The sequence below is a fragment of the Nostoc sp. JL33 genome (genome assembly GCF_017114985.1).
Classification (GTDB): Bacteria; Cyanobacteriota; Cyanobacteriia; order Cyanobacteriales; family Nostocaceae; genus Nostoc.
Genome location: NZ_JABXKP010000038.1, coordinates 60720 through 76635, shown reverse-complemented (window position 1 = coordinate 76635; position 15916 = coordinate 60720). Strand labels below are relative to the sequence as shown.

Annotated in this window: 16 protein-coding genes and 1 other RNA gene; 13 read left to right on the top strand and 4 right to left on the bottom strand. The window is 43.1% G+C overall.

What is annotated here, in order from left to right; genetic code table 11:
• The first annotated feature begins 2 nt into the window (after positions 1-2).
• From HWQ23_RS09245 to ssrA, 12 genes are all read left to right on the top strand, one after another.
• Entirely contained in the window at positions 3-1184 is a 1182-nt protein-coding gene (locus HWQ23_RS09245) for a class I SAM-dependent methyltransferase (RefSeq protein ID WP_292826767.1), read from the top strand.
• A 549-nt stretch (positions 1185-1733) separates the two neighbouring features.
• Positions 1734-2174: an ATP synthase subunit I gene (locus HWQ23_RS09240; protein ID WP_292826764.1), complete on the top strand. Its 441-nt coding sequence runs from the start codon at positions 1734-1736 to the stop codon at positions 2172-2174.
• 60 nt (positions 2175-2234) lie between these two features.
• The gene (gene atpB / locus HWQ23_RS09235) at positions 2235-2999 is read left to right on the top strand and encodes a F0F1 ATP synthase subunit A (protein ID WP_292826761.1); all 765 of its coding nucleotides are present in this window, start codon (positions 2235-2237) and stop codon (positions 2997-2999) included.
• Between the two features lie 175 nt (positions 3000-3174).
• The gene (atpE, locus tag HWQ23_RS09230; RefSeq protein WP_292827127.1) at positions 3175-3420 is read left to right on the top strand and encodes an ATP synthase F0 subunit C; all 246 of its coding nucleotides are present in this window, start codon (positions 3175-3177) and stop codon (positions 3418-3420) included.
• Between the two features lie 316 nt (positions 3421-3736).
• Entirely contained in the window at positions 3737-4168 is a 432-nt protein-coding gene (locus HWQ23_RS09225) for a F0F1 ATP synthase subunit B' (protein ID WP_292826758.1), read from the top strand.
• A 185-nt stretch (positions 4169-4353) separates the two neighbouring features.
• Complete coding sequence (locus HWQ23_RS09220; RefSeq protein ID WP_292826755.1) at positions 4354-4926, top strand: F0F1 ATP synthase subunit B; 573 nt, start codon at positions 4354-4356, stop codon at positions 4924-4926.
• The gene (atpH, locus tag HWQ23_RS09215) at positions 4923-5477 is read left to right on the top strand and encodes an ATP synthase F1 subunit delta (protein WP_292826752.1); all 555 of its coding nucleotides are present in this window, start codon (positions 4923-4925) and stop codon (positions 5475-5477) included. Before HWQ23_RS09220 ends, atpH begins: the two co-directional genes overlap by 4 nt.
• Complete coding sequence (locus HWQ23_RS09210; protein WP_292826749.1) at positions 5470-5613, top strand: hypothetical protein; 144 nt, start codon at positions 5470-5472, stop codon at positions 5611-5613. Before atpH ends, HWQ23_RS09210 begins: the two co-directional genes overlap by 8 nt.
• A gap of 116 nt (positions 5614-5729) precedes the next feature.
• On the top strand, positions 5730-7250 hold the full coding sequence (gene atpA / locus HWQ23_RS09205; RefSeq protein ID WP_292826746.1) for a F0F1 ATP synthase subunit alpha: 1521 nt from the start codon (positions 5730-5732) through the stop codon (positions 7248-7250).
• Between the two features lie 161 nt (positions 7251-7411).
• Positions 7412-8359, top strand: coding sequence for a F0F1 ATP synthase subunit gamma (locus HWQ23_RS09200; RefSeq protein WP_292826743.1), 948 nt, complete (start codon positions 7412-7414; stop codon positions 8357-8359).
• A gap of 283 nt (positions 8360-8642) precedes the next feature.
• Positions 8643-8936, top strand: a complete 294-nt coding sequence (locus HWQ23_RS09195) for a hypothetical protein (protein ID WP_292826741.1) — start codon at positions 8643-8645, stop codon at positions 8934-8936.
• A gap of 325 nt (positions 8937-9261) precedes the next feature.
• Positions 9262-9651: a transfer-messenger RNA gene (gene ssrA / locus HWQ23_RS09190) on the top strand.
• A gap of 360 nt (positions 9652-10011) precedes the next feature.
• Here ssrA and HWQ23_RS09185 read toward each other — a convergent pair.
• From HWQ23_RS09185 to HWQ23_RS09170, 4 genes are all read right to left on the bottom strand, one after another.
• Positions 10012-10500 (bottom strand): helix-turn-helix domain-containing protein, encoded by a 489-nt coding sequence (locus HWQ23_RS09185; protein WP_292826738.1) that lies wholly within the window; start codon positions 10498-10500, stop codon positions 10012-10014.
• A 1103-nt stretch (positions 10501-11603) separates the two neighbouring features.
• Positions 11604-13172, bottom strand: coding sequence for a metallophosphoesterase family protein (locus HWQ23_RS09180; RefSeq protein ID WP_292826735.1), 1569 nt, complete (start codon positions 13170-13172; stop codon positions 11604-11606).
• Positions 13173-13438: 266 nt separating this feature from the next.
• A complete protein-coding gene (locus tag HWQ23_RS09175; protein WP_292826732.1) occupies positions 13439-13765 on the bottom strand; it encodes a DUF5615 family PIN-like protein in 327 nt (108 codons plus the stop codon).
• Positions 13765-14061 (bottom strand): DUF433 domain-containing protein, encoded by a 297-nt coding sequence (locus HWQ23_RS09170; protein WP_292827124.1) that lies wholly within the window; start codon positions 14059-14061, stop codon positions 13765-13767. The genes HWQ23_RS09175 and HWQ23_RS09170 overlap by 1 nt, the downstream gene beginning before the upstream one ends.
• A 252-nt stretch (positions 14062-14313) precedes the next feature.
• Between HWQ23_RS09170 and HWQ23_RS09165 the strand changes: the two genes are divergently transcribed.
• Positions 14314-15564 carry an ABC transporter substrate-binding protein gene (locus HWQ23_RS09165; RefSeq protein ID WP_292826729.1) on the top strand — a complete coding sequence of 417 codons (1251 nt, stop codon included), beginning with the start codon at positions 14314-14316 and terminating at the stop codon, positions 15562-15564.
• Positions 15565-15916: the final 352 nt, after the last annotated feature.

Genomic DNA, 15916 nt, shown 5'->3' with positions numbered 1-15916 from the left:
TCATGTCCGATTCCCAAACTGTTAGTGCTGCTGTTGCCAAACTCTACAATACCTACCCCTTTCCGCCAGAAGCCCTGTTGGATGAACCACCTCCAGGCTACAACTGGCGCTGGAATTGGCTAGCTGCTCACAACTTCTGCACAGGTCAAAAACCCCAAAGGCAAGATATTCGGATTTTAGATGCAGGTTGCGGTACTGGTGTGGGTACAGAGTACTTGGTTCACCTCAATCCTCAAGCTTCTGTTGTGGGAATTGACCTCAGTACTGGCGCTTTAGCTGTAGCAAAAGAACGTTGTCAGCGTTCAGGGGCTACCCGCGTTGAATTTCATCACCTCAGCTTGTTTGATGTGGAACAGTTACCGGGTGAGTTTAATTTAATCAACTGTGTTGGTGTTTTGCATCATACCTCCGATCCAATTCGTGGTATTCAAGCTTTGGCGAAAAAGTTAGCCCCAGGCGGCTTAATGCACATTTTTGTGTATGGGGAGTTAGGACGCTGGGAAATTCAACTCATGCAAAAAGCGATCGCACTTATTCAAGGTGACAAAAAAGGCGACTACCGCGATGGTGTCCAAGTTGGACGACAAATATTCGCTTCTTTACCAGAAAATAACCGAATTGTCAAATACGATAAACAACGTTGGTCATTAGAAAACCATAAGGATGAAAACTTTGCTGATATGTACGTTCATCCCCAGGAAATTGATTACAACATTGAGACGCTGTTTGAATTAATTGATGCTTCGGGATTGGAGTTTATTGGTTTCTCGAATCCGAGTTTCTGGGATTTGGAGAGACTTTTGGGCAAAGCACCAGAGTTAGTAGAACGGGCAAAAGATTTCAGCGATCGCCAGCTTTACCGCCTGATAGAATTACTAGATCCAGAAGTAACTCATTACGAGTTTTTCCTTGGTCGTCCTCCCTTAATCAAGTCCAACTGGTCAGACGATAACGCTCTATTGACAGCGATTCCCGAACTTAATCCTTGTATTGAAGGATTTCCCAGTCAATGTTTCTTTAATTACGATTACCAGATTGTTAATTTATCTGTAGCAGAGTTTGAGTTTATGCAAAAGTGTGATGCTAATTTAACAGTTGCGGAGATTTTGGCAGGTGTCCAACTGGGATTAGATGGGGTAAGAACGCTTGTTCAGCAGCAGCTGATTTTATTGACACCTGTGTAATTAGACTGGGCCTTTCTACTGAGTTGATAGAAGGAATTTATACTCGTGTTCCGGAGCGATCGCCCATCACCACTTTTGGTAAAAAATTAATCTAAATTAGGAAAGTGCCCAAGAAACGGGGTTATTATACATCCCAAAAGTTGAAGTTTTCTGGAATTCAGCAGTGGTGGGATGTTTAATCACAAGCCGCTACTCTCCGATTTCTGATTTGCGGTACGCCCGTACACTGCTCAAGCACCAGTTGAGTTTATTGACACCGACTTAATTCAAACGCCAAGATGCTGTCTAACGTCTTTGGAGGACAATTGTTCTCTCAAAAAAGCTGGAATTGGAAGAAATTTTGAATTTTCAGGCAGCGATTATTGATTATTCACCCCCTCACCCCCTGACATCATCGATCGCTCTCTGGCTTCTGGGAGCGCAATACTGACTGTCTAAGGTTGACAAGAAGTTAATTGTTTTTTCCTAAAGTATTGTTACCGGATCGTGATATGATTCAGCTGACTGAATGTGCAGTCATCATGTTTAACTGTACTGGTTTCAAGTCCCGTGAGCTTGTCAGACGAATCAATTGCGCCCACTCCGACAACGCAACAAGATGCTAAAACTGATTCTGAAGATACAGAATCAGGTAACTCCATGCAAGAGTTCTATCAACTCTTCCAGCGATTGTTGGTAATCACGCTTGTCTTGACGGGGGTTATTTTTATCTCTGTGTGGATTTTTTATTCCTTAAACATTGCCCTTAATTATTTAATTGGGGCGTGTACAGGTGTGGTTTACTTAAAAATGCTGGCTAAAGACGTTGAGCGGCTCGGTAGTGAAAAAACCCGTCTGAGCAAAACTCGTTTAGCTCTGTTTATGGGATTAATGATCGTGGCAACTCAATGGCGTGAGTTACAGATTCTGCCCATATTTTTGGGATTTCTGACTTACAAAGCCACCCTGCTCGTCTATATGGTGCAAATTGCGTTCATTCCTGATTCTTAGAAAGTCAGGCTCACAAACATAGTAATCCCATCCTCGATCGTTGGGGAAAATGCTTGAAGAATGCAAATGCTTAGTGTCTTAAACGCCTTTAATTCTTTTCCCCTCGCCGCATTAGAAGTAGGTCAACATTTCTACTGGCAGTTGGGCAATCTTAAAATTCATGGGCAAGTTTTTCTCACCTCATGGTTTGTGATTAGCATTTTAGTAGTGGCTTCAATAGCAGCTACTCGCAATGCACAAAGAATTCCTAGTGGCATCCAAAATTTGATGGAATATGCCCTAGAATTTATTCGTGGTTTGGCAAAAGACCAACTAGGTGAGAAAGATTACCGCCCTTGGGTGCCATTTATTGGCACATTGTTTCTGTTTATTTTCGTATCGAACTGGTCAGGGGCGTTAATTCCCTGGAAGCTCATCAAGCTGCCTTCGGGTGAATTGGCAGCTCCCACTAATGACATCAATACGACTGTTGCATTGGCACTGCTGACCTCTTTAGCGTATTTTTACGCAGGTTTTAGCAAGCGGGGTTTGGGCTACTTTAAGAAATATATAGAGCCGACACCCATTTTATTGCCGATCGCAATTCTCGAAGATTTCACCAAGCCCCTCTCCCTAAGCTTCCGTCTATTTGGCAATATATTGGCGGATGAATTGGTAGTAGCGGTGCTGGTTCTGCTAGTTCCTCTATTTGTACCTCTACCCGTAATGGCTTTAGGTTTATTTACCAGTGCCATTCAAGCCCTGGTTTTTGCTACCCTAGCTGGAGCATACATTCATGAGGCCATAGAGGGACATGGTGAAGAAGAGCATGAGGAGTCACATTAGCGTCCCTCAGTTGATGTAATGTTAGATTTTGGATGCTTATTTTGGATTCAATTCAAAATCTAAAATCGAAAATCTCAACACCAAAATTATTCGTTTTGTACTCAAGGTAAGGAAAATCAACATGGGCCCATTAATTTCTGCTTCTTACGTTCTAGCTGCTGCGTCAGGCGCTGGTATTGATCCATTAGTTTCTGCTGCTTCAGTTCTGGCTGCTGCTCTAGCAATTGGTTTAGCTGCAATTGGCCCTGGTATTGGTCAAGGTAATGCTGCTGGACAAGCAGTAGAAGGTATTGCTCGTCAACCAGAAGCAGAAGGAAAAATTCGCGGTACTCTGCTATTAACCTTGGCTTTCATGGAATCCCTGACCATTTATGGTCTAGTAATTGCCCTGGTATTGCTGTTTGCTAACCCCTTCGTGTAAGACCTGAAAGTTTTTTTTCGTGTGGAGACGTGAACCATCACGCCTCTACAATCGAAAAGATTTTGGGCATTAAGTCGTTCTGATATAAGTTGACTACCAATTTTAGATTATCAAGAGTTTTCGGTACATGCCCCTGAGCTATCCCTGCTCTCAAATCTAAAGTCGTCAATCTAAAATCTCTGAACTACGCAGGCTTCTTGCGGTCGGTATCAATCCAAAATCCCTTGCGCCTTGTTGGCTCTGGGTTTCTAAAATATGAAAGGTTGGATGATGTTGCTAGCCATTAAAACTGCTACTCCAGCCAAAGAGGAGAGAAATGTTTGATTTCAATGCTACCTTGCCCTTCATGGCATTGCAGTTCCTGCTATTGGCAGCTTTGTTGAATGTAATTTTCTATAAGCCACTGACCAAGGTACTGGACGATCGCGATAACTACATCCGAAAGAATACCCTTGAGGCAAAGGAAAGCTTGGCAAAAGCCGAGCGTTTAGCCGCCGAATATGAGCAGCAACTCGCAGACGCTCGCAGACAATCGCAAGCTACTGTAGAAGCAGCTCAACAAGAAGCTAAGAAAATTACTGCCGAGAAAATCGCTGAGGCTCAAAAGGAAGCTCAGTCTCAACGAGAAGAAGCTGCTGTTGAAATAGAACAACAAAAGCAGGAAGCTTTGCATACCTTAGAACAACGAGTTGATGCTCTAAGCAGACAGATTCTAGAAAAAGTATTGGGGCCAACTCCTGTTAGATAAGCTGACAAGACTGGTTCTGTCAAAGCATACGCGCAACTGGGCACTAGTCCAGAGCGCTTAATTAAGTGTCAAAAGGCACTTTTTCCCTACTGGATAAAGATACTTTCATTTCCCTTCGGGAAAAGATACTTTCATTTCCCTTCGGGAAAATACAACGTATTAGCAAGCGAGCAGCGCACTTGTAAATGGGTATCATGGGCACATTCTTATTACTTGCCGCAGAAGCGAACGCTGTTCAGTCTGAATTGGCAGAAGGCGCAGCAGAAGGTGGTTTCGGTCTAAACTTAGACATTTTTGAAACCAACCTGATAAATCTAGCGATTCTGGTTGGCATATTATTCTACTTCGGACGTAAAGTTTTAAGCAAGATCCTGAACGAGCGACAATCCAATATTGCCAGCGCAATTCAGGAAGCAGAAGGGCGCTTGCAAGAGGCAAAGATTGCCCTTTCCCAAGCGCAAGAGCAGTTGAAGCAATCTCAGGCAGAGGCACAACGCATCCGCAAATCTGCTGAAGAAAACGCCCAAAAAGCGAAAGAAGCCTTGTTAGCGAAGGCAGTGCAAGACGTAGAACGCTTGAAACAAACAGCAGCAGCAGATTTAAACACCGAAACAGAGCGAGCGATCGCCCAACTACGGCAACAGGTTGCTAGACTAGCATTGCAAAAAGTCGAATTGCAACTCAAAGGCGGCATTGCCGACGATGCTCAACAAAGTTTAATTGACCGCAGCATCGCACAACTGGGAGGCAATGTATGACAAGCCAAGTAGCAGCAGCCGAAGTAGCCCAACCTTACGCACAGGCACTTTTGTCAATAGCGCAATCGAAAAATTTGACAGAAGAGTTCGGGGAAGATGCGCGTACTTTCCTGGGACTGCTGAGAGCAGACAAACAGCTACACAACTTCTTCAGCAACCCGTTTATTGAGTCTCAGAACAAAAAAGCTCTGATCAAACAAATACTCGGTGAAGGCGCTAACCCCTACTTACGCAATTTTTTGCTAATACTAGTAGATAAACGGCGCATTGCATTCTTGGAATCAATTTTTCAACAGTATCTGGCGCTGTTGCGGCAGCTGAATCAAACCGTATTAGCGGAAGTAATTTCAGCCGTTCCCCTCACAGAAGCTCAACAGCAGGCAATCATCCAAAAGGTCATTGCCATCACGAATGCTCGTCAGGTAGAACTAGAAACCAAGGTAGACAGCGAGTTAATCGGTGGTGTGATCATTAAAGTAGGTTCGCAGGTAATTGACGCCAGTATTCGGGGTCAGTTGCGCCGCCTTTCATTGCGCTTAACCAGTGGTTAGAAAGTTAGGAGCAGAGACGCGATTAATCGCGTCTGTACAGGAGTTAGGAGCAGAGACGCGATTAATCGCGTCTGTACAGGAGTTAGAAGTAGAGACGCGATTAATCGCGTCTGTACAGGAGTTAGGAGTTAAGTAAACAGTAATTTATTTTGACTTTTAACTTGCAATTTTTGCATTTTTAACTCATCACTCCTAACTTTTTACTCCTAACTGAATTAATTTTTCCGTCTCGAAAGCAAAAAAGATAGACACATGAGCATATCAATTAGACCTGACGAAATCAGCAGCATTATCCAACAACAAATCGAGCAATACGATCAAGAGGTCAAAGTTGCTAACGTTGGTACCGTCCTACAAGTTGGTGACGGGATTGCCCGGATTTATGGTCTGGAAAAGGCTATGTCTGGGGAACTCTTAGAATTTGAAGATGGCACAATTGGCATCGCCCAGAACTTAGAAGAAGACAACGTGGGCGCGGTGCTTATGGGTGAAGGGCTGGAAATTCAAGAAGGTAGTTCTGTAACCGCCACTGGTAAAATTGCCCAAGTACCCGTAGGAGAAGCCTTAATTGGACGAGTTGTAAACGCTTTGGGTCTTCCCATCGATGGTAAGGGAGACATCAAGTCCTCAGAAAGCCGTTTGATTGAATCTCCAGCACCAGGTATCATTGCTCGTCGGTCTGTACACGAACCCATGCAAACGGGTATCACAGCTATTGACTCAATGATTCCCATCGGTCGTGGTCAGCGAGAATTGATTATTGGCGATCGCCAAACCGGTAAAACTGCGATCGCTATTGACACCATCATCAACCAAAAAGAAGAAGATGTAGTTTGTGTCTACGTTGCGATCGGTCAAAAAGCTTCCACAGTTGCTAACGTGGTGCAGACATTACAAGAAAAAGGCGCGATGGATTACACCGTCGTTGTCTTTGCAAGTGCCAGTGAACCAGCAACCCTGCAATATCTAGCTCCCTACACAGGCGCAAGTATTGCTGAGTACTTTATGTACAAGGGTAAAGCTACCCTAGTAATTTACGATGACCTCTCCAAGCAAGCCCAAGCTTATCGGCAGATGTCCCTATTGCTGCGTCGTCCACCCGGACGCGAAGCTTACCCTGGAGATGTATTCTACATCCACTCCCGCTTGTTAGAAAGAGCCGCAAAGCTGAGTGACGAATTAGGTAAAGGCAGTATGACCGCCCTACCGATTATCGAAACCCAAGCTGGTGACGTTTCAGCATACATCCCCACCAACGTAATTTCTATTACCGATGGTCAGATATTCCTCTCTTCTGACCTGTTTAATGCTGGTATCCGTCCAGCTGTGAACCCAGGTATTTCTGTATCCCGCGTGGGTTCTGCGGCTCAAACCAAGGCAATGAAAAAAGTTGCCGGTAAGATAAAATTGGAACTGGCACAATTTGACGACCTGCAAGCCTTTGCTCAATTTGCTTCTGACTTGGATAAAGCCACTCAAGACCAGTTGGCACGGGGTCAACGGTTGCGCGAACTCCTTAAACAGCCACAAAATTCGCCACTCTCGGTATACGAGCAAGTAGCAATTCTTTACGCTGGTATTAACGGTTACTTAGATGATCTACCTGTAGATAAAGTCACCAGCTTTACCCAAGGTCTGCGGGAATACTTAAAGACTGGAAAAACCCAGTATGCACAAGGAGTACAAGCCTCAAAAGCACTAGGTGACGCAGAAGAAGCTGCCTTGAAGGAAGCACTCACCGAATACAAGAAGACCTTCAAAGCTACAGCGTAGCAATTTTGGATTTTGGAATTTTGCGGAAAGTCTGAGCGCCGGTTTCCGGCGTTGGCGCAGCCCGCCGTAGGCATCAGAACTTTCCAAGACGGATTTTGGATTAAATCTAAAATCCGAAACCCCAAATCTAAAATCTAAAATCTAAAATCTAAAATCGGAAAATGGCCAATCTAAAAGCAATACGCGATCGCATTCAGTCGGTCAAAAACACCAAAAAAATCACAGAAGCGATGCGCCTCGTAGCTGCGGCTAGAGTGCGTCGGGCGCAAGAACAAGTGCTAGCGACTCGTCCCTTTGCCGATCGCTTGGCACAAGTATTATATGGTTTGCAAAGCCGTCTAAGATTTGAAGAAGCAAACCTACCACTACTGAGAAAACGTGAAGTTAAGTCAGTTGGACTGTTGGTAATTTCAGGCGATCGCGGTCTATGCGGCGGCTACAATAATAACGTTATCCGTCGTGCAGAAAACCGCGCCAAAGAAATCAAGGCAGAAGGTTTAGACTATCAATTTGTGATCGTCGGACGCAAAGCTACACAGTACTTTCAACGCCGCGATCAGCCCATTGATGCTACTTACAGCGGCTTAGAGCAAATTCCCACCGCACCGGAAGCCAATGAGATTGCTGACCAACTACTTTCCTTGTTCCTTTCCGAAAAAGTAGAGCGCATCGAGTTAATTTATACCAGATTCCTTTCCTTGGTTAGCTCCCGTCCTGTGGTGCAAACCTTGCTGCCCCTCGATCCGCAAGGTCTAGAAGCAGCTGATGATGAAATCTTCCGCTTGACAACCCGTGGCGGTAAATTTGAAGTCGAACGGGAGAAAGTGACTAAGCAAGTCCGCGCTTTGGCTCCTGACATGATTTTCGAGCAAGATCCAGTGCAAATTCTCGATTCTCTGTTGCCCCTGTATCTGAGTAACCAGTTATTGCGGGCGCTGCAAGAATCGGCAGCTAGTGAACTAGCAGCCCGGATGACAGCTATGAGTAATGCTAGCGAGAATGCCGGTGAACTGATTAACAACCTCACACTCTCTTACAACAAAGCTCGACAAGCTGCAATTACCCAAGAACTTCTTGAGGTTGTAGGTGGTGCTGAAGCATTAACTTAGGGAATTGTCAATTGTTAGTTGTAAAAAATAGCCAATTGCTAATCTTCCAACAATTAGCAATTGGCTATTTTTAGTATTTATTTTAAAAAGATTTATTTAATTCTGTAACACTCGATTTTATAAATCGTACTGCTACCTACCATTACCCTAGATTATTGGGAAGTTATTGGCGCTCATTGGTAACATTGCTGAACAAGCAATTGAAATTTTTCTGGTTGATTTTGAGGTTGAACATTTGTATTCTGAGTCTCTGAATACGGAGTCACTAATATCCGCTTTCAGTATGACTAACAAAACCAACTCTAAACAGACCAACTCTGATGAACAGCCAAAGACTGAGAAGCCAAAGGCTTCTCTTGCCTCAAGAGCCAGAAGTAATCTAGGAACAACTTTCAAAGAAACTTCACTTGTTGTTAGCATTATTTTTGGTGGACTAGTAGGACTGTACGCCCTTTCTGTAGTTGCATCATCTGACTGCGGAGCATCAGTAAACTTCAAGTCTTCTCCTTCGTCTCTTTTGAACTTTCAACTTAAGAAGGAGGCTTGCAAAATTCCGGTTGATAAGATGGCTAAATAGTTGAGTCACTTTACTTAGGGCAGAATGTTTTTCTAGCTTTATGGGCTAATAGGATGTTACTGCCCAGTGGCAGCGAAGATCAGAAAATTCAACTTTGGGATATGTAAACCTGTAGCCGAATGCAATCACTCACGTCCGATCACTTGTATGAGCGTATGGACATCACTGGTGTTACAGGTGTAACAGACGTAGAGAAAGCTTCTTTAAAAATGTTAGGTGCAATTGAAGAGTAATCGCACACAAGACCTGAATCTAACTTCCCAAAATTTTTTGTCTCATAACACATTTCAAGAATCGCGTATTATAATTGAAGAATGAAGCGCATGGGTCCGTCACGGTTTCGACAGGTTGGCGAACGCTGCTCTGTGATTCAGGTCGAGAGTGAGTCTCCTCTCGCAAATCAAAGGCTCGAAAAAAAAGTAAATGCGAACAACATCGTTAACTTTGCTCGTCAGCCAGTTCTAGCAACTGCCTAAACACCTCTTATAGGTTCGAGCGTCTTTAGTTTGACTCCGTTAAGGACTGAAGACCAAACCCCAACGGATGCTCTAGCAAGCGTTCTCTGGTTGGCTTGTTAGCTAAGATTAAATCAGAGCATCCTACGTTCGGGATAATGAACGATTCCCGCCTTGAGGGTTAGAAAGGCTAAACCTGTGAATGAGCGGGGGGTCAATACCCAATTTGGACAGCAGTTCGACTCTGCTCGGATCCACTAAGAATAAGTAATAAATCCACCAAACACTTTAATGTTTAGGTGGATTTTGTTTTATCTAAACAGAATTCACGAGTCACAAATCAGAACTCAGAATGAATTGGAGTCGGACTGGCGGATAGCGCAGCCTGTTCTCTACCTTGGGCTGCGCCAACGAATCCGCCTACTCCTGTAAAGAAGCGAGCGTCTTGATTCTGACGAATGTATTCTTCTTCAACAAGCTATTCAACAATCAGTTAATTATTAGACCTCTTGCAAAAGTCGAACACCCGCCTGGAAATAAATTTCCTTTTTTTATAAGCTCAAGTCGGTTTAAACCGACTAATGACAGTATTTTGAGTCCGTTTCAACGGAGTTTTGCTATTAGTCAGGGACTTGAGTTTCTGGCGGTTCAAGTATTTTTGCAAGAGGTTTATTCTGTTTATGGGGTTGTGTGCGTGGGCTTCCAAACCTCCTTCCCCTTTTTTTTAGTACCCGTCTTAGTCGATCTGCACTCAAGCTTACTTGACGCTCAGATGCCAGTTTTTTTGCCAGTTGTTTTGAGTTATAAGTCTGTGGCTCTTGAGCTAAACAATTTTCTAGATAAACCAAGTCTGATTCCGAATATCGGGGTTTTCCCCCTCGGCCAGGAGCATCCCACAGACCTGCTAAACCCATCTTTTCCCAGCGATGAAGGGTTTGACGTACTGTTGAAATTGCCCAGTTTAAGCCTTTAGCAATATGCTCATTTTTTAAGCCGCGAGCATTCAGCAGTAAAACTTGAGCACGATCCTTTGTACGCTGAGGAACATCTTTGGCTTTTCTTAACTCTTCTAAAGTCAGCTTTTCTTCTTCATTTAGAAAGACTTTCAATCGGCATCCCATAAACGATAACCTTTTACACAGTCAATTTTTGGCATTGTTATATCTATTCACGCCTCTATATCTACTACGGCACGTATTTAATAATACTTTGATCACCTGAAAATAAGTATTAAGTATGCCGAAGTTCAGCCTTATGGCTGCTATGCGCGAAGTATTAGCTTGAGAACATTGTTAATGTTTTTAATTTCTCATCGCTAATGAATTTTCGTCAAAAGTTAAGCATACAAAAAGCGACACCCTTAGCCTGTATGGGCATGTAGATTCGACAGCCAGACGCTCTAGCTTATGGCTATGATCAAAATAATTTGTTGGCGTTGTCTTAATTAATGCTTAGGTTGATAATAAAGAACTGTATCATTAAAATTATTAGATTATTCCTATTATTACCGTCATTCATCGAAACTTTAAAAATGATTTTTCCGCTAGTTTCTAGTTGAATGAGCAGAAAAAGATATACAGTCCTATTTCTTTTTATTCAATTCCTCTCAGAAACTTTGCCTTGATTATCTCTAAAAAGACATCTGTTTTCTCGACTTTACATAAAATTTACATTTTCCGTAACAAAATTCTTACTTGAGACAAAAATCTATTTAATACTCATTGGAAAAAATAGCAGTACCAGCTTATTTGATGCATATTTCAAATGTGCGAAAAATTTGTCCTACCTTTCTTAGTTAGGGAAGCCGAAAGAGAAGTTAGGACTTACGCAAGAGTTACGGAATAACGTAGACGCGGAGCGGTGAAGCAGCGCGGTCTTCTCCCAAAGGGAGAGGCTAGCGCCTTTCCTTCTCTGCGAGAGGCTGCGCCAACGGAACGCTCCGCGAACGCGGAGCGTCTCCAAGAGTTGGGGGTTTCCCCCATGAGCGACTGCACCAAGCCGAAGGGCTTGCCGCAGGCTACCACTCCAGGCGCAGAGAAGCCAGTGCGCCCTTGCGGTTAAGAGACTTGGAAATTGCGCGTCTCCCCCTCTCCCTCACGCGCTAGCCTCTCCCTTTGGGAGAAGGGGAGACGCTGCGCGAACGGTGGAAATAGGAGTTTGAGAGATATTTTGCGTAAGTCCTATAAGTAGACACTCAGCGATCGCATCCTGTTTATATCACAAATGGTTCAAGTTCGCGGTTATACCATTCATCTTCAACCCGTTCAGCGATCAGTGGTCTGATGATAAACTTGGGTGGGCTACCATCCAGAACATCAATCCGTACACATGAGTAAGGCAGTCGGTTCTGAGAATTGTAGTCATGACGACCCACAAAAAGCATTGAATCCGCAACTTTCCGAATCGGTTTACCTGCAATTTCCCTAAAAGTCTCCATCAATTCAGTCCGCCCTTGCCGTTGATAGCGGGGACGATGACCACTACCACCAGAGATAATGCAGTTAATGTGAGAGTCAGCAAATCCGGTATCAGTTGTGCAAAGATGCTCGAAACAGTGAGCGTGGCCATTTAAAATCAAATCCACTATGGGACGTTCTTTAATTAGAGAACGAAGATTTTGTGCCACTTGTTCAAACACCCAGCGCAAGCGGTGGCGAACCGCCAAAGTTTGCGCCTGATCCCACTTAGTAGCTTCTGTGACGTAGGGTGGATGGTGGAAAAAGATTACACGTCCGCGCACCTCGGAGGTGTTCCAAGATTCAATTAGTCTGCTTCGCAACCATTCAAGTTGTTCAAAGTCGATCGCAGGCATTTTATGAGATGCCAATTGTTTTTCAATATCGATTTTGATCTCGTTTATTTGGTCTAATTTGGCACTAAGGTCATCAAGTTGTTCCGCGTCGGTGGGTTTATCTGGGTTGAGGCGATCGCATATTCCCAAAATCTGCAATTCTTCTTGATCTATTTCCTGACGACGCTTTTGCAATTCCCGGCGGTAAATTTCCCCCTCTTGAGTTGCAGGTAAAGGCGACGGTGTATTAAAGGTGTTGGAATCTAAAGCGAAAAAGTCAATACCGCCGTAACGGAAAGTGTAATAACGATTCGGTAAACGGGTAAAATGTCCAGGTTCGTAACGCAAACAGCGACCTGTGTCAGTCTTAGCAGTGTAGTGTTGATCTAAATGACGTTCTAATTCTGGGGTAGACATTGCCCCTGTATAGTCCAAAAACGCCCGTGCATAGGCATCACCTTGATACGATCCATGCCAGCCAATTTCGATATCTTTGTAGCGCAACAAGCGACGCAGTGGTAACGTAGTTCCAGCCAGCCAACGGTAGATTAACGGCACATCGTAGTAATCATGATTACCAAGTACTGACAAGAATGGCAGATTAAACACCATGCGATCGTAGGGAATGCCTTTGGGGTTGTTCCCACCAACAAGAAATTCCCGGTAAGGCTCAATAAAGTTTGCCGAGTAATACTCTTGGGAACCCACCACATAAATTACATCGCCTGTGTGCAACACAAAACTGCAATCATCTTGGTGAGCAAGCATTAGTTCAGCAACTTTTCGTTGGGGGTGGTGTCGAGAATGGGATTTGGTGCCGGAATCACCGATAACCATAAACGAAAATTCTGGACTATCTTGCCTGCGATCGTCAATCACCATGCTGGTTTGGTCAATTCCCCGTTGCACAAAACTTGGATGCATCCACCGCACCCGTTCCTTCATCTTTTGAATTTTTACAGGAATCGGTGGATCGGAAATCAATTTCATGGCTGATAACTCTTGAATGCCTAATGCACATGTCGATTGTAACGAGATAATAAGGCTTTTATTTTAAATCTTGTTTCCAGACACTGCTAGACACAAACTTTCTCTTAGTATCTTTGCACCTTAGCGTCAAATTTACTCCTCAGCACTATTAAATGTATTACAAACACAAGTAGTCTACATTTAAACAACTAAGCGAGATAATAAAGTGCGATCGCACTTGGACAATCTTACGAATCACCCCAACTACTCAAAAATTCCACTTGATTCTACATATTCTCTGCTGCTTTAGCCGCAATTAACTTTAGCAAGCGGCGCATTTGTTCGCCTACGGAGTAACCTTGCTGTGCCAAAATAATTCCTGCATGAAACTCTCCACGTTCCAACAAAGTTGTATGCAACTGATAAAAATCCTTAAGATTAAAGCTGTAAATTACTCGCTGATTCTCTAATGCCCAATTCAGTTGTTCTTCGTCACTCCGAGATAGGATTCCCGCTTCCGCAACAGTAATCACATCTACACTACGAGCGCGTAAAGCTGAATAAAGCTTATGACTCCTTGCATCCTCATCTAGGTACAAACGAATATTGCTCATTATTGAATCTGAGCTTTCTTTGCATGTAGTGCTGCTAACCGTTCATACTCTGCTTGTTCTGATGCTAAATCAGCGTCAATTTCCTCTCGGTTCGCGTGATAGTAGGTTAGTGCTGCATAAATCTGTACTAAGGTTAGATGATCCAGATCAGCTGCAATTTCTTCTGCGTTGTCACTTTGTTTATATAAAGCGGCTATGCGACGGACTGATGTACCTGTCCCCGCAATAATAGGACGACCCCCGCGCAGTTTAGGGTTTCTTGTGATTAGTGTACCGATATCGGTAATAGTCGCCAAAACTTCTTCTCCCAAATGTCTCACACTAAATATTATTGTATCGGCTTGTATTGCTACTAAGCTGATTAAAGATACGTCTCATCAAGATACAAGTAGTCAGATTATTAGTAATTTTTTCCAAGTAGCCTCACCGCTATAGGTCTACAGGGCTAGACAACAGGCTATTGACTATCTTTTACAAAATGTGATGCCGACAGTGGGCTTTGCCTACATAGCCAGTATTATCATAATAAACATAATACTCATGCATCTATGAAAAATGCGATCGCCCTTAGGCTCTTTGTTGGTATCGCTCATCAAACGGCATTATTATTTATATGCTCTATCCTCCTAACAGGCTGTAGTCAAAGTGGCAGTACTGGCGCAAATTCTGCAAATAATCGAACAGCAAAAAGTGCAGTTAATGCTATTCCTATCGGTATCGCTTTTGCTCAAACAAGCAATGTAGCATTACTTGGTCAAGAGGGAACTGATGGAGTAAAAATTGCCGAAAAGTATTTTAATGATCAAGGTGGTATTAATGGTAGACCAATTAAATTAGTATATCAAGATACTGGCGGCGATGAAGTTGGAGCTATTAATGCCTTTCAAACTTTAATTAATAAAGATAAAGTTGTTGCGATTGTTGGCCCTACCCTGTCACAACAAGCTTTTAGCGCTGACCCCATAGCAGAACACAATCAAGTTCCAGTTATTGCAGCATCAAATACTGCTAAAGGGATTCCCGAAATCGGTGATTATGTTGCTCGTGTTTCTTCATCTGTTGCTATCGTCGCTCCTTATTCGGTGAAAGCTGCACTCAAGCAAAATTCTCAAATCAAAAGAGTAGCTGTATTCTATGCTCAAAATGATGCTTTTAATAAGTCGGAAACAGAAATTTTTCAGAAGACAGTTAAAGATTTAGGATTGAATTTGGTAACAGTACAAAAGTTTCAAACTACAGATACCGACTTTCAAGCTCAAGCTAGCGGTGCGATTAATTTAAAACCAGACTTAGTGATTATATCCGGGTTAGCTGTAGATGGAGGTAATTTAGTTAAACAACTACGCGAACTTGGTTATAAAGGAATAATTATTGGTGGCAATGGTTTTAACACATCTCATATATTTTCTGTGTGCAGAGCGTTTTGTGATGGCGTGATTATTGCTCAAGCTTACAGTCCTGTATATCCCAGTAAAATTAACACTGCATTTCGTAAAGCCTACGTTGAACAATATCGTAGAGAACCACCCCAAGTAAGCGCTCAAGCTTTTACTGCCTTACAAGTATATATAGAAGCTTTACGATCTTTGGATAAAAAAAGTAAAATTAACAAATTGCTGCTGCCACAGTTGCGTACACAATTAAATCAGGAGTTACTCAAAGGAAAGTATCAAACTCCTCTTGGTGAAATTGCTTTTACACCAGTAGGTGATGTCATTCAGAAAGAGTTTTACGTTGCACAACTGAAGATGGAAGCAAACGGTGTCAATGGGAAATTTTCTTTCTTAAGCGTAAAGTAGTTGCAATATTGCCTATACGATTGGATGCAATATACGGTAGGGGCACAGAAAAAGCTCATACGTGTCAACTTAGAGCTAGGGCAATATAATTTGCGGCTATACAAACACGAGCTAAACCTCCGTGGGCTAAGATATTGCCTCGTCTAGACCAGCCAGCGCTGTGCCTATTTCCCCCGTTCTCCACTTCTCCCTCTCGTGAGAGGCGACTGGCGTGCAGTTTCTAATCGCCCTTTTAACGTTAAGTTGACTATTTCGTATTACTCATCACATATTTTTTGGCAACTATATGTATTGATGTTACGGAATTTTTTCGCTTTACAGTATAAAAAAGCCGTATTTTTCAAATGCCTTG

Excerpts from the sequence above, each read along its gene's own strand:
- HWQ23_RS09245 (WP_292826767.1), top strand. The coding sequence starts at position 3 with ATGTCCGATTCCCAAACTGTTAGTGCTGCTGTTGCCAAACTCTACAAT.
- atpB (WP_292826761.1), top strand. The coding sequence starts at position 2,235 with ATGCAAATGCTTAGTGTCTTAAACGCCTTTAATTCTTTTCCCCTCGCC.
- HWQ23_RS09225 (WP_292826758.1), top strand. The coding sequence starts at position 3,737 with ATGTTTGATTTCAATGCTACCTTGCCCTTCATGGCATTGCAGTTCCTG.
- HWQ23_RS09220 (WP_292826755.1), top strand. The coding sequence starts at position 4,354 with ATGGGTATCATGGGCACATTCTTATTACTTGCCGCAGAAGCGAACGCT.
- atpH (WP_292826752.1), top strand. The coding sequence starts at position 4,923 with ATGACAAGCCAAGTAGCAGCAGCCGAAGTAGCCCAACCTTACGCACAG.
- atpA (WP_292826746.1), top strand. The coding sequence starts at position 5,730 with ATGAGCATATCAATTAGACCTGACGAAATCAGCAGCATTATCCAACAA.
- HWQ23_RS09200 (WP_292826743.1), top strand. The coding sequence starts at position 7,412 with ATGGCCAATCTAAAAGCAATACGCGATCGCATTCAGTCGGTCAAAAAC.
- HWQ23_RS09195 (WP_292826741.1), top strand. The coding sequence starts at position 8,643 with ATGACTAACAAAACCAACTCTAAACAGACCAACTCTGATGAACAGCCA.
- HWQ23_RS09180 (WP_292826735.1), bottom strand. The coding sequence starts at position 13,172 with ATGAAATTGATTTCCGATCCACCGATTCCTGTAAAAATTCAAAAGATG.
- HWQ23_RS09175 (WP_292826732.1), bottom strand. The coding sequence starts at position 13,765 with ATGAGCAATATTCGTTTGTACCTAGATGAGGATGCAAGGAGTCATAAG.
- HWQ23_RS09165 (WP_292826729.1), top strand. The coding sequence starts at position 14,314 with ATGAAAAATGCGATCGCCCTTAGGCTCTTTGTTGGTATCGCTCATCAA.